Here is a 13,969-nt window from a genome sequence, read left to right as displayed (position 1 = left end):
TGTCTGCAGTGCGCCGATGCCGAAACCCACTCTAAAGGAGATCTGACTGCTGCCTGCGAGCCACCCCGATAGACTGCACGCATGCGTGACTCGAACATCAGCGGCACCCACCGGGCGGCAACATCTGCCTCGTTCTCGACCCGTGCGAAGGCCATTTTGCTTGTCATGCTGCTCATGGTTGTTGTGCTGCTCGCACCTGCAGTGGGCCTGAGCTCAGCCCCGGCAGCAGCCGCCTCCACCGACGACTTCACCTTCGCGAAGTTCAGCGCCCAATACACCCTGACCCGAGACGATGAGGGCACCGCGCACCTGCAGGTGACCGAGACACTGGTGGCGGAGTTTCCGGCCTATAAACAGAACAAGGGCATCACTCGAGATCTCAACACCGATTACGACGGTGTGCCGCTCAACCCTCAGGTGCTCTCGGTGACTGACGCGCAGGGAATGGAGATTCCCTACTGGACCGAAGACGGTGATGGCGCCATCCGCGTGCTCACTGGCACTGACGACTATGTGACCGGTGAGCAGACCTACATGATCACCTACACTCTCGACAATGTGGTGCGGCACTTCGACGACACCGACACCGACGAGTTCTACTGGGATGTCAATGGCACCGGCTGGGCCCAGTCGTTCGGCACAGTCGAGGCCTCGCTGGTGGTCGATGATGAGCTGGTGGCCTCATTGAACAATGAGTCATCATGTTATGTCGGTGCTGAGAGGGCCACCACGCGCTGTGTGATCACCGAGACCGACGGGGCCTTCAGAGCCAGCGCATCCCGCATCGCTGCCAATCAGACCATGACGATCGCAGTGGGCTTCGACAGCGGCACATTTGTCATTCCCGAGGTGCCTTCGCGCTCATGGTGGGCCACCTGGCTGCCCGCTGGTGGCGCTCTGGCGGCCGTGGCTGCGGCAGTTGCGACGTTGATCGTTCGGGATCGGCGCTGGCGAAATGCGCCGGGTCGGGGTGTCATCGTGCCCGAGTACCTGCCACCTGCCGGGCTCACCGTTCTCGAGGGTGCTGATCTGGTGGGGCAGCCCGCGACATCGTTTGCTGCACAGGTTGTCGATCTTGCCGTCAGGCGGGCCGTGCGCATCGTCGATACCAGCGAGCCATCGCGAGGCGGACTATTCGGACTGAGCCAGAAGCAGTCGTTCAGCGTGGAGTTCGTCTCCGACGCGGCGGTGACTCCGCCCGAGCGATGGTTTCTGCAGATCATTTTCGGTGTTGCCCTTTACCCGGGTCAGCGGGTTCAGTTGCGCACTCCGAGTAGCACCCGTGCCAAGGCCTTCGCAGACCTGGTCTCTCAGACGAGTGCGGCCATGAAGGCACGCGGCTTCAGAGAAAAGGCGCCACGGGCGATGCCAAATTGGCTACGCTGGACGGCCGGGATCCTCAGTGTGTTGACCGGCGGTTTTGTGGTCATTATCGCGGGGCGATTCGATATCGTCTCAGGATGGACCGTCGGAGCCCTGATCGCAGCTATCTGGGCCTTCGGAGCCATGCTGTACTCACTGCGTCGACCCGAGACCTTGACTCAGCCGGGTGCGATGCAGGCGGAGTACATCCTAGGGCTGCGCATGTACATGGAACTTGCCGAGCGAGATCGCTTCGCGATGCTGCAAAGCGCGTCTGGTGCGCAGCGAGTCGTCGGGCCAAACGGCGCGACTGACGTGGTGCATCTCTATGAGCGTCTGCTGCCATGGGCAGTGCTCTGGGGCATCGAAGAGAGCTGGGGTAATCAGCTGTCCATCGCATATCAGCAGAGCCAGAGCCAACCTTCTTGGTATTCGTCGCCGTTCGGTTTCAACGCGGTGCTGCTGGGCTCGCAGTTGCATGCGTTCAGCAACGCCGCGACGACCGCCTCCACATCACCGGTGTCAAGCGGCGGCGGAAGCTTCTCTGGCGGTGCTGGCGGCGGCGGATTCGCCGGCGGGGGAGGCGGAGGAGGCGGTGGCGGCGGGCGCTGACCCGGCCGCACACCGCCACGGCTCACTCGGCGAAAAGCAGCAGGGCATCGCCTTGGCCGCCGCCGCCGCACACACCGATCAGGCCGGCATGCGGTGCACCGTCGGTGCTCAGCCGCTGCAGCTGCCGGGTTGTGGTGAGGGCAAGCCGGGCGCCTGAGGCGCCGATGGGATGCCCGATCGCGATAGCACCACCCAGTGCGTTGATCCGCTCGACGGGTATTGAGAGCGCGTCTGCGGTAGCCACCACAACGGCGGCAAACGCCTCGTTGACCTCGACTACCTCGACCTCGGTGACTGCCACACCCGCCCGTTCGGCGGCCAGTCGCATGGCCTGACTGGGCTTGTCGAGCAGACCGGTGTCTGGGCCGGCGATCTGCGCCCAGCCACCGATGCGTGCCTGAACGGTGAGCCCGAGGGCTTCGGCGTGCGCACGTGTGGTGACGATCACCGCTGCGGCGCCGTCGGTCAGGGGTGACGCATTGCCGGCCGTGATGGTGCCATCGGCAGCGAAGGCTGGGCGCAATCGGCCGAGCGAGTCGACGCTTGAATCGGGGCGAACGCCCTCATCAGCGTCGAGCACGACCTCGGTGCGGCGAGAGCGCACGGTCACCGGCGCAATCTCGCTGGCTAGTGACCCGTCTGCCTGCGCAGCGGCCGCACGCTGATGTGAGCGCTGTGCCACGGCATCCTGCGCCTGACGGCCGATGCCAGCAGCTGCCGCGTCACGGTCGGTGACCACACCCATGCTCTCGCCGCTGAAGGCGTCGACCAACCCGTCGAGCTCGGCCGCATCGGGCGCGGTGGCGGCGCCAAAACGCAGCCCGGTGCGTGCACCCGGCAGCAGGTACGGGGCGTTGGTCATCGACTCCTGGCCGGCGGCGACCACGAGAGTGGCCTCGCCCAGGCGCAGATGCCGGGCCGCGTCGATCACCGCAGCCAGCCCTGACAGGCAGACGCGGTTGATCGTGGTGGCAGACACGGTCAGCGGGATGCCCGCAGCGACCGCCGTCTGACGCGCCGGATTCTGCCGGGCACCGGCCTGCAGCACCTGCCCGACGATCACCTCGTCGACAGCGGTCGGCTCAACGCCGGCGTCGCTCAGCGCGGCCCGCACGGCATGCGCGCCGAGCTCGACTGCACTCAGCGAGGCCAGCTGACCTCCGATGCGCCCCTGTGGGGTGCGGGCGCCGCCGACGATCACAATGTCGTCGGGGCGAGGCTGATGTGATTCGACGCTCACCGAACTCACCGTCCGCTGAAGGCCGAGTGACCCGTGATGTCGCGGCCGACGAGCAGTGCCTGAATGGTCTCGGTGCCCTCGTAGGTGTGCAGCGACTCGATGTCGGCGAAGTGCCGCATCACGCCATATTCGAGAAGAATGCCGTTGCCGCCGAGCAAGTCGCGGGCGTTGGCAGCGATGCTCCGCGCGCCTCGTGTCGCCACCCACTTGGCCAGCGATGCCTGCTGCGGACGAAGCGTGCCGGCCTCTTCATACTCGACCAGCGTGCGCAGGTGCAGCTGGATGGTGGTCAGCTCGGCGAGCATCTCGGTCAAACGCTCCTGCACGATCTGGAAGTGGCCAAGGGGGCGACCGAACTGCACGCGCTGGGCGGCATACTGCACGGCGATCTCATAGACGGCCTGGGCATGACCGAGCGCGGCCCAGGCGATGCCCAGGCGGGTGGCAGCCAGCACCTTGTTGGTGTCTTTGAACGAGTTGGCGCCGGGCAGCACCGCGTCGGCGGGCACGCGCACGTCGGTGTAGGTGATCTGCGCCTGATGGATGGCCCGCAGCGACCCCTTGCCGGTGATCGTCTCAGCGTGGTAACCCGGTGTGTTCTGTGGCACGAGGAACGCACGAACGTTGCCCTGCTCGTCTCGAGCCCAGGTCACGGTGATGTCACCGACCGAGCCGTTGCCGATCCACTTCTTGTGACCGTTGATGACCCATTCGTCGCCGTCGCGCACCGCCGTGGTGGCCAGGCCCACGGAGTCGGAGCCGTGATCGGGTTCGGTCAGTGCGAAGGCGCCGAGCTTCTCGCCGCGGGCGAGCGGCACCAGCCACTCGGCCTTCTGCTCGTCGCTGCCGAAGAAGGCGATGGTGCGCAGCGCCAGACCGCCCTGCACCGCGATGACCGTGCCGAGCGAACCGTCAGCACGAGAGACCTCGGCGGTGACCAGACCGGCGGCCAGTTTCGACTGCGGGGTGAGGCCAGGGCCCTCGACGCCATCGGTCAGCAAGTCGAGCTCGCCCAGTCGGCGAGCGTATTGCAGACGGTACTCGGCCTTGTCCCAGGCGTCGTCGATCTCGGGCAGCACCTCCTCGCTGAACTGACGGGCCCGGTCGAGGAAGGCCCGGTCGGCGGCCGGGATGTCGGCGAACACAGCGTAGTAATCGGTGTCGAGCGGTTTGAGCACGTCGTACTCGGTCACGGTCGACACTGGTGCGGCAGGGGTGGTTGGGTTGGTGATGGTCATGGTCACTCTGCTTTCGAATCGGTGGTGGATGTGGTGCGGTCGCCGGGTACATTGGCGATGCCGTCGGCGAGGAGGAAGTCTCCAGTGGCGAGCACACTCGCCCCGCTGCGGTCGAGCAGGGGAATGATGCCGCCGATGTGGCGGGGGTAGTTGGCGCCGAGGATCATCGCAGCATCGATGTCTTCGGTGTGTGCCGCGGTGCCGTCGGCGAGGAGGCGCGAAACTTCATCAGCCAGACCGGTCAGCAGCAGCGTGCGCGCCTGATCTGCTGTCACCGAGGTTGCATCGAGGCCGGGAGCCTGCGCCAGCGACGGATGCTCACCGGCACGCGCAGCGTCGATGGCGGCCTGCGCAACAGCGGTTACCGATCCATCCTTTTCGAGATAGCGCAGTCTTGGCTGACCGGGGTGTTGCTGCGCCACGAGAGCGTTGAGACTGGCGCTGACCGGAAAACGCTCAGGCCAGTGGTCGTGGAGGGTCTCGAAGATGTGCAGCTGCACGGCGTGACCCACGTAGTCGAGCAGGGTCAGTGGAGTCATCGGCAGGCCGTCGCTGGTCAACGCGTTGTCGACGGTGGGCACGTCAGCCCCGGAGTCGATCAGCGTGAGCACATCAGCGAACAGGCGCGAAAGCAGGCGATTAACCAAGAAGGCCGGATGATCACCGACGACGATGCCGGTCTTGTCCAGGCCCTTCGCCAGTGCTCGAGCAGTGTCGGCAGTGGCCTCCGATGTGCGCTCGGTGAAGATGAGCTCGACCAAGGGCAACACGGCCACCGGGTTGAAGAAGTGGAAGCCGACCAGACGCTCGGGGCGCTCGAGGGCCTGTGCCTGCTCGCTGACCAGCAGTGAAGAGGTGTTGGTCAGCAGCACGGCGTCTGGGGCGACCACGGCCTCAACCTCACGCCAGACCTGGCGCTTGACCTCGAGGTCTTCGAACACGGCTTCAATGACGATCTCGCTATCAGCCAGATCGGCTTTTGACGCCGAAGCCGTGATGCGGGCAGCCAAGTCAGCCCGGGCATCCGCAGTCAGGCTGCCGCGTCGCTCGGCGGCCTCGAGCAGGGAGTTCACGCGCTCTTGGGCGGCTGCAGCACGGGCTTCGTCGACCTCGGCGATACGCACCCGAGCCCCGAGCTTGGTGGCGAAGACCACGGCGAGCTGTGTGGCCATGAGCCCACCGCCGACGACGCCCACTTCGGTGATCGGCGGGGTCCTGGTACCAGGGCGAGCTCGCTTGGTCACACTCTGCAGCGCAAAGAAAGCGTAAATGCTGGCCCGAGCCTCGTCAGTCAGCAGCAGATCGGCGAAGGTCTCGATGGTGTAGGCCTCGGCGACCTGGTGCTCGCCCGAACCGAATCGAGCCAGGCGGTCGGTAGTGCGGTCGGCGAAGGCCGGGCGATCTTCGCCGCGGTCGGAACGGGCGATGAGTTCGAGCACCGCCTCCACCTGAGAAAGCGGTGTGGGAATGCGTTTGGCGACTCGTGCTCGCACCTGCTCGGGATCGAACGGTGTGGGCACTTGAGCGGCCGCGGCCGGGGATTCGCGGCCGTCGAGCACTCGAGCAGCCCAGTCGAGACCGGCGCTGACGAAGTTGTCAGTGGGCAGCACCGCGTCGACCAACCCGATGCGCAGCGCGCGAGCCGCATTCGCACTGCGATTGGCGATGGAGTCGAGCACTGCGGTGGCGGCGGTCTGTTCGGGCCCAACCACATCGTTGAGCAGTGTGACGCCACCCCAACCTGGGATGAGACCGAGGTTCACTTCGGGTAGGCCGATGGCAGAGACGGAGTCTGCAGCGACACGGTAGTCGGTGCGCAGAGCGAATTCGTAACCGCCGCCGAGTGCGGCGCCGTTGATCAGCGAAAAGGTGGGCACCGGCAGTGCAGAGATGCCTGCGAACGCTCGATATGCCCGAGCTGCAGTCTCGATCGCGTCTTCGCGTTCGGTGACGTGGAGAAAGTCTTTGAGATCGGCACCGGCGCCGAAAACGCGGCCCGCCGCGGTGAATGCGATCGCGTCGATGCCCGTGACATCAAGGCTCGAGACGAACGTGTCGAGCATGTCGATCGCGCTGGGAGTCCAGACGAGAATGCCTGAGGCAGGTGTGATGACGATCAGCAGGATGCGTCGGTCACCTCGCGTCTCGACTGCGGTTTCAAAGGTGAGATCTGGAGAGTAAGCGGTGTGAGAGTCGGCCCCGAGGGTCATCGTCATCCTTTCGTGCAGCACTGAGCGAATGACGATATTCTTGCGTGAGACTCAGTCTCATTGCAAGTGCGACACGGAATCAGATACGATCAAGTGAGCGGTGGCGGTTACTCGGGGGAGGCCGCTACCGCTTCTTCATCACAGCGGGCGTGCCTGCTCTTCCAAGGCCTGGCGCACCAGCTCACGTACCGTGGCAAAAGGGGTCTCTGGTGAGAACACCGCCACCACTGAGCTGCCCGTCGGCTGTGGATGCAGCTGGTCTGAGCTCTGACGCAAGATCTGCAGCTCTCGTCGCAGCGTCTCGACGGTGATGGTCTGATCGCTGCGGATCAGTTCACGCAGCACGTAGTTGTGCGTGGCGGCGACGACATCAGCGAACTGCACGGCTTCGATCGGGCGAATGCCAGGTAGCTGACGGCGGAGGTAGGCCGCGAACAGCTTTTCGTAGCGGGTGACGGTCACGATCTCACGATCGCGTAACTTCGTCGTCGCACGCACGATGCGATCGCGGGTGCGAATGCTGCTGAGGCGTGAAATGAAGTGATTGAACACCAGCTCGGCTGCCTCGATCACGTCATCGCGTGCATCAGTGCTCTCGACCTCACCGGTGATGCGCTGCTCAAAGAAGTCATCGACCATGCGAAGCACCTCGTCGTGGTCGGCGAAGATCACGTCGTCTTTGCTGCCGAACTGTCGAAAAAAGGTGCTGCGAGATATCTTGGCCGCGCGGGCGATGTCGGCAGCGCTCACCTCGTCGTAGCCTCGTGCAGTGAACAGGGCCAAGGCGATGTCGGCGATCTCGACGCGGCTGAGTGAAGGTGTGACCATGGCGATGACGCTAGCAGAATGTTGTTTCACCGAATGACAACGGCGTGGCACTCGGTACCGAATTGTATGCGACGCAGTGTCGTATTTCATTTCCATGGCGTTACAACGTGTGCCTACGATGCGCAGCATGAGCCTTTCACACACCTCATCAGTCTCTGATACACAGTCGCAGAATGATCGCGTCCTTGGCCCACGCTTTCGGGAGAAAATCACGTCGGCAAAAGCAGCAGCGCGACTGGTACAGCCCGCGGCGACGGTTGGCCTCTCTGGCTTCGGCGGTGCCAACCACCCGAAAGCCGTACCTCCGGCGATCGCACGTCTGGCCGATGAGCAGCGAGCTCGCGAGGGCCACCACGACTACCGACTCGGCCTGCTGACCGGCGCATCCACCGCACGTGGTGCCGACGGCGTACTGGCCGATGCCGGTGCCATCGCATGGCGCGTGCCGTACAACGCCGATGCCGAGCTGCGGCGCCAGATCAACGACCTCGAGGTCGACTATGTCGAGGTGCATTTGTCGCGCTTGGCCCAGCAGGTGCGTGAGGGCTATTTCGGTCGGATGCATACGGCCATCGTCGAGGTCGCTGGAATCACCGCTGACGGAGAACTGATCCCGGGCAGTTCGCTGGGCAACAACCAGGCCTGGCTTGACGAGGCCGATCAGGTGATTCTCGAGGTCAACTCGTGGCAGCCCATTGAGCTAGACGGCGCGCACGATGTCTACCAGAACCTGGGTCTGCCACTCAACGGCACGCCCATCCCGCTGAAGCATGTCAATCAGCACATTGGCAGCCCGCACCTGCACGTGCCGATTGAGAAGGTCGTCGCGGTTGTGCTGACCGATCTGCCCGACGAATCACCGGCGTTCACCGACCCAGATGCCGACAGCCGCGCCATGGCCGGCATTATTCTCGACTTCTTCGAGCACGAGGTCAAAGCCGGGCGCATGCCGGCCGACACGCTGCTGCCGCTGCAATCCGGCGTGGGCAACGTGGCCAATGCCGTGTTGGCGAGCCTGGCCACCTCTCAGTATCGCGGGCTGAACTGCTACAGCGAGTTGATTCAAGACGGCATGATCGATCTGATCGACTCGGGTGTGGTCGGGTTTGCCTCGGCCACCGCCCTGGCCCTGAGCCCGGCAAAGTTCGAGCAGGTCAAGAAGAACATCGGGTTCTACCGCGATCACATCGTGCTGCGCCCGCAAGAGATCAGCAACAATCCCGAGCTCATTCGTCGCCTCGGCGTGGTGGCGATGAACAGCATGGTTGAAGCTGACATCTACGGCAACGTCAACTCGACACATGTCAACGGCACGCGAGTGGTCAACGGCCTGGGCGGCTCCGGCGACTACGGGCGCAACGGCTACCTCTCGGTGTTCATGAGCCCATCGACCGCCAAGGGCGGCGCGATCTCGAAGATCGTGCCCTTTGCTGCGCATATCGACCATACGGAGCACGACACTCAGGTGCTGGTCACCGAGCGGGGCCTCGCCGATTTGCGAGGGCTTTCACCGGTGCGGCGCGCCCGCACGATCATCGACAATGTGGCGCATCCTGACTACCAAGGCGCACTGAACGACTACCTCGAACGAGCTCGCGCCAAGGGTGGGCACGTGCCGCATCTGTTCGACGAGGCGTTCGAATGGTATGCCCGCTTCGAGCGCACAGGGTCGATGCTGCCCCAGTGACGTCGGTCGGCGGGCAACATGCTTGCAACACTTCACCGCGTACACTCTTCGATGGTCGCAACCACGGCCCGCATCTTTGAAGAGTGACAGGAGCCCCCACATGTCATCGACATTCCGCTGGAAACTGCATGGCGACGGAGTACATATCGAACCCGGCGAGGCGGTGGCCCCTGACGAGCGGCTGACTTGGCCGCGCACCATCGGCATCGGCACGCAGCATGTGGTGGCTATGTTCGGCTCGACTTTTTTGGTGCCGCTGCTGACTGGGTTTCCACCGGCCACCACGCTGCTGTTCTCCGGGCTCGGCACGATCCTCTTTCTGCTGATCACGCGCAACCGCATCCCCAGCTACTTGGGGTCAAGCTTCGCGTTCATCGCGCCGATCGCGGCCGCCACTAGTGACTACGGCTATGCCGGAGCACTCGGAGGTGTGGTCATGGCCGGTGTCACGCTGTTCTTGATTGGTGTGCTGGTGCAGGCCGTCGGCGTGCGCTGGATCGAGGTGCTGATGCCACCGGTGGTCACCGGCGCCATTGTGGCGCTGATCGGCCTGAATCTGGCGCCGAGTGCCAAGACCAACTTCATGGCGGGCCCAGTCACCGCACTGGTCACCCTGGTGGCCATCGTGCTGTGGGGTGTGCTGTTCAAAGGGTTCATCGGCCGCCTGTCGATTCTGTTCGGTGTGATCATCGGCTATGTCGTGGCCGCGCTGCGCGGCGAGATCGATTACTCGAGCATCAGCGAGGCTGCTTGGTTCGGGCTGCCGCACCTGCAGACCCCGACCTTCCATCTGGCCACGGTGGGCCTGTTTGTGCCGGTCGTGTTCGTGCTCATCGCTGAGAACATCGGGCATGTGCGCTCAGTGGGGCTGATGGTCAATCGCAACCTCGATGAGAACATCGGGCGCACCCTGATGTCTGACGGCCTGGCCACCACACTGGCCGGCTTCGGCGGCGGCTCTGGCACCACCACATATGCCGAGAACATCGGTGTGATGGCCTCCACGAAGGTGTACTCCACCGCGGCCTATTGGGTGGCTGGCATTGTGGCCATCGGGCTGAGCCTGTTTCCGAAGTTCGGCGCGGCCATCGCCACGGTTCCGGCTGGCGTGCTGGGCGGTGCCGGAGTGGTGCTCTACGGAATGATCGGTGTGCTTGGTGTGCGCATCTGGGTCGAGAACAAGGTCGATTTCTCGAAGTCGATCAACCTGACCACCGCAGCGGTCTCGCTGATCATTGCGATCGCCGACTTCACTTGGCAGTGGGGGCAGCTCAGCTTCGGCGGGATCGCCTTGGGCACGTTTGCGGCCATCGCGGTCTATCACGTGATGCGTGGTGTCTCGGGCCTGCGCGGTGGCCGCGCGGTCACTCCGGTGACGCCGGGCAGCACCGAGCGCGCCGACGAGTCGCACTGAACGGGGCGGTAGGCTGAGAACATGCGTCTGATCACCCCTGAACACCCCCTGATCGATCACAAGCTCACCGTTCTTCGTAACCGTGACACCCCGCAGCCGGTCTTTCGGCAGCTGGTCGAAGAACTGATGACGCTGTTGGCCTATGAAGCCACCCGCGATATCGCCGTCGAACCAGTGCAGGTCGAGACCCCGGTGGCAACTACTGTGGGTACACGACTGAAGGCTCCGCTGCCGCTGGTGGTGCCCATCCTGCGTGCTGGGCTCGGCATGCTCGAAGGCATGACCAAGCTGCTGCCCACCGCAGAGGTCGGGTTCTTGGGCATGGTGCGCGACGAGCAGACGCTGCAGCCGACCACGTACGCGAAACGACTGCCCGACGATCTCAGCGATCGGGCCTGCTATGTGCTCGACCCTATGCTCGCCACCGGCGGATCGATCATTGGAGCCATCGACTACCTGTTCGAGCAGGGGGCCAAATCGGTCACGGCCATCAGCATCCTTGCCGCACCGCAGGGGCTGCAGGCGGTCACCGATCACTTCGCCGATCGCGATGTCACAGTTGTCGTGGGGTCGGTCGACGAAGGGCTGAACGAAAAGAGTTATATCGTGCCGGGTCTCGGCGACGCGGGCGATCGGCTGTACGGCACCGTCGACTGATCTCGGTCGGGGAGTGCACCCGTGATCGAGTATGTTTGAGGGTGGAGAAATACCCGGGGTCTTTCGCTCTTCGAAAGACCGGAGCATCTGATCAAGGGAGACAGTACATCCATGGCGAAGATCATCTACACGCACACCGACGAGGCGCCACTACTGGCGACGTATTCGTTCCTGCCGATTCTGCAGGGCTTCGCATCGTCGGCCGACATCGACATCGAGACGCGTGACATCTCGCTGGCCGGGCGCATTCTGGCCGCGTTCAGCGATCAGCTGCCCGAAGATCAGCGTGCCGATGACGCGCTGGCCGAGCTGGGCGCGCTGGCCAAAACCCCCGAGGCGAACATTCTGAAGCTGCCGAATATTTCTGCATCGGTGCCGCAGATCAAGGCCGCCGTTGCCGAGCTGCAGGCCAAGGGCTTCGCAGTTCCCGACTATGTTGACGAGCCGTCGACCGATGCCGAGCGCGATGCGCGTGCCCGCTACGACAAGGTCAAGGGCTCTGCGGTCAACCCCGTGCTGCGTGAAGGCAACTCTGACCGCCGTGTGCCGGCGGCTGTCAAGAACTACGCGCGCAAGCATCCGCATAGCGTGGGCGAGTGGAGCAACCAGTCGAAGACGAGCGTCGCCACCATGCAGTCCGGTGACTTCCGCCGCAATGAGAAGTCGATCGTGCTGCCCGCCGCTGACACGCTCAAGATTCAGCATGTGGCCGCAGACGGCACCGTGACGGTGCTCAAAGAGTCGCTGCCGGTGCTCGAGGGTGAAGTCTTCGACGGCACGTTCCTGAGCGCAGCGGCGCTCGACGAGTTCCTGCGCGAGCAGGTGCAGGCGGCTAAAGAGAGCGGCGTGATCTTCTCGGTGCACCTGAAGGCCACCATGATGAAGGTCTCCGACCCAGTGATCTTCGGTCACGTGGTGCGCGCGTTCTTCCCCGACCTGTTCGCTGAGTACGGCGACGCTCTCGATGCCGCTGGTCTGAGCGCCAACAACGGCCTGGCTGCGATCGTCAACGGCATCGATGAGCTGCCTGAAGACATCCGTGACGGGGTGCGCGCTGCCATCAAGAAGGGCTTCGACAACGGGCCTCGCCTGTCAGCTGTCAACTCCGACAAGGGCATCAGCAACCTGCACGTGCCCTCTGACGTGATCATCGACGCTTCGCTGCCCGCGCTGATCCGCAACGGTGGTCGTCTGTGGGATATGAACGGTGTTGAAGACGATACCCTTGCAGTGGTGCCCGACAGCTCGTACGCGGGTGTCTATCAGGCCACCGTTGAAGATGCGATCGCCAATGGCAAGTTCGACCCCACCACGGTGGGCACCGTGCCGAACGTCGGCCTGATGGCTAAGAAGGCCGAAGAGTACGGCAGCCACGACAAGACGTTCGTGGTGCCCTCAGACGGCAAGGTGCAGGTGCTCAACGCAGCCGGCGATGTCGTGATCGAGCACGACGTGCAGACCGGTGACATCTGGCGCGGTGGTCAGACGAAAGACGAGCCCATCCGTGATTGGGTCAAGCTCGCGGTCATACGTGCACGTCTGTCGAACACCCCAGCGGTGTTCTGGCTCGATGACTCGCGCGCGCACGATCGCAACCTGATCGCCAAGGTGCAGCAGTACCTGCCCGAGCACGATGTCGAGGGGCTCGACATCCGCATTCTTTCGCCGATCGAGGCCACCAAGTTCACGCTCAAGCGGTTCCGCGCCGGCGAAGACACCATCTCGGTCACCGGCAACGTGCTGCGCGACTACCTCACCGACCTGTTCCCGATCCTCGAGGTGGGCACCAGCGCCAAGACCCTCTCGGTCGTTCCGCTGCTGGCCGGCGGCGGCCTGTTCGAGACCGGTTCGGGCGGCTCGGCTCCCAAGCATGTGCAGCAGTTCCTCGAAGAGAACCACCTGCGCTGGGACAGCCTGGGCGAGTACCTGGCCATCGGTGAGAGCCTGCGTTTCTACGCTCGCACCACCGACAACAAGCGTGCCGAGGTGCTGGGCGATGCCCTCGACAAGGCCACGGAGCGCTACCTCGACGAAGACAAGTCGCCGTCGCGCAAGGCCGGCGAGATCGACGATCGCGGCAGCCACTACTACGTCGCCGCATACTGGGCCGACGAGCTGGCCAAGCAGACCGCCGACGCCGAGCTGCAGCAGCAGTTCGCGCCCGTGGCACAGGCTCTGGCCGAGCGCGAACAGCAGATCACGAGCGACCTGCTGGGCGTACAGGGCAAGCCGGTCGACATCGGCGGTTACTACCGCCCCGATGACGGGCTGGCTGCCGCCGCTCTGCGCCCGTCACAGGCCTTCAACGAGGTCATCGACGGCCTGCTGAAGTAGCCGAACCCACGCAGAGGCCTGCGTCGACGCCGAGTGCGTTGCCGCAGGCCTTTGTGCTGCCACTTCCAACCCGCATATTTTCCCAGCATGTGTGATCGCTGGTCGGGGTTAGCCGCGTGCTCGTTGGTCAGGGGGTGTGCTCGTTGGTCACGGCAGGTGTTGTGGTGGCAAGTGGCGGTACGTGGTGACCAATGAGCGCGCGGGGTGGAGTTTGCAGTGGTGCGTAGCAGCACCTGGTGAACAGTGAACGCGCAGGCCACTCTCCGCCAGTTGTCTGAGAAAAACGCGGGAGCCTCCATGCGGATGTCTCATTCTGGAACAGTCGGAGAACTCATCGTATACGCGGCTTGACCGGCCTCTTGGGGCTTCTCAGAATGAGATCACGCG

9 protein-coding genes are annotated in these 13,969 nt (G+C 64.1%); 5 read left to right on the top strand and 4 right to left on the bottom strand.

Annotated elements, in window-relative coordinates; all coding sequences use genetic code 11:
- The first annotated feature begins 81 nt into the window (after nucleotides 1-81).
- Nucleotides 82-1,974 (top strand): DUF2207 domain-containing protein, encoded by a 1,893-nt coding sequence (locus tag G557_RS0103420; RefSeq protein WP_028244957.1) that lies wholly within the window; start codon nucleotides 82-84, stop codon nucleotides 1,972-1,974.
- A gap of 22 nt (nucleotides 1,975-1,996) precedes the next feature.
- On the opposite strand, the gene G557_RS0103415 is transcribed toward G557_RS0103420, so the two are convergent.
- The 4 genes from G557_RS0103415 to G557_RS11420 form a co-directional block, all read right to left on the bottom strand.
- Complete coding sequence (locus tag G557_RS0103415) at nucleotides 1,997-3,214, bottom strand: acetyl-CoA C-acyltransferase (RefSeq protein WP_028244956.1); 1,218 nt, start codon at nucleotides 3,212-3,214, stop codon at nucleotides 1,997-1,999.
- A 5-nt stretch (nucleotides 3,215-3,219) separates the two neighbouring features.
- Nucleotides 3,220-4,452 (bottom strand): acyl-CoA dehydrogenase family protein, encoded by a 1,233-nt coding sequence (locus tag G557_RS0103410; protein WP_028244955.1) that lies wholly within the window; start codon nucleotides 4,450-4,452, stop codon nucleotides 3,220-3,222.
- Nucleotides 4,453-4,454: 2 nt separating this feature from the next.
- On the bottom strand, nucleotides 4,455-6,662 hold the full coding sequence (locus tag G557_RS11425; protein ID WP_051224417.1) for a 3-hydroxyacyl-CoA dehydrogenase NAD-binding domain-containing protein: 2,208 nt from the start codon (nucleotides 6,660-6,662) through the stop codon (nucleotides 4,455-4,457).
- Nucleotides 6,663-6,800: 138 nt separating this feature from the next.
- Nucleotides 6,801-7,490, bottom strand: coding sequence for a TetR/AcrR family transcriptional regulator (locus G557_RS11420; protein WP_036961032.1), 690 nt, complete (start codon nucleotides 7,488-7,490; stop codon nucleotides 6,801-6,803).
- A gap of 127 nt (nucleotides 7,491-7,617) precedes the next feature.
- Between G557_RS11420 and scpC the strand changes: the two genes are divergently transcribed.
- The 4 genes from scpC (at nucleotide 7,618) to G557_RS0103380 (ending at nucleotide 13,582) form a co-directional block, all read left to right on the top strand.
- A complete protein-coding gene (gene scpC / locus G557_RS0103395) occupies nucleotides 7,618-9,177 on the top strand; it encodes a succinyl-CoA:acetate CoA-transferase ScpC (RefSeq protein ID WP_036961208.1) in 1,560 nt (519 codons plus the stop codon).
- A gap of 100 nt (nucleotides 9,178-9,277) precedes the next feature.
- Complete coding sequence (locus G557_RS0103390) at nucleotides 9,278-10,591, top strand: uracil-xanthine permease family protein (protein WP_028244953.1); 1,314 nt, start codon at nucleotides 9,278-9,280, stop codon at nucleotides 10,589-10,591.
- 21 nt (nucleotides 10,592-10,612) lie between these two features.
- Nucleotides 10,613-11,248, top strand: a complete 636-nt coding sequence (gene upp / locus G557_RS0103385; RefSeq protein ID WP_028244952.1) for a uracil phosphoribosyltransferase — start codon at nucleotides 10,613-10,615, stop codon at nucleotides 11,246-11,248.
- Between the two features lie 111 nt (nucleotides 11,249-11,359).
- Nucleotides 11,360-13,582 carry an NADP-dependent isocitrate dehydrogenase gene (locus G557_RS0103380; protein ID WP_028244951.1) on the top strand — a complete coding sequence of 741 codons (2,223 nt, stop codon included), beginning with the start codon at nucleotides 11,360-11,362 and terminating at the stop codon, nucleotides 13,580-13,582.
- The last annotated feature ends 387 nt before the right edge of the window (nucleotides 13,583-13,969 follow it).

Origin of the sequence: Pseudoclavibacter soli DSM 23366, from assembly GCF_000423505.1 — a bacterium.
Taxonomy (GTDB): domain Bacteria; phylum Actinomycetota; class Actinomycetes; order Actinomycetales; family Microbacteriaceae; genus Pseudoclavibacter_A; species Pseudoclavibacter_A soli.
Note: the sequence above shows the minus strand (reverse complement) of the source record. Positions and strands in the feature narration are given on the sequence as shown.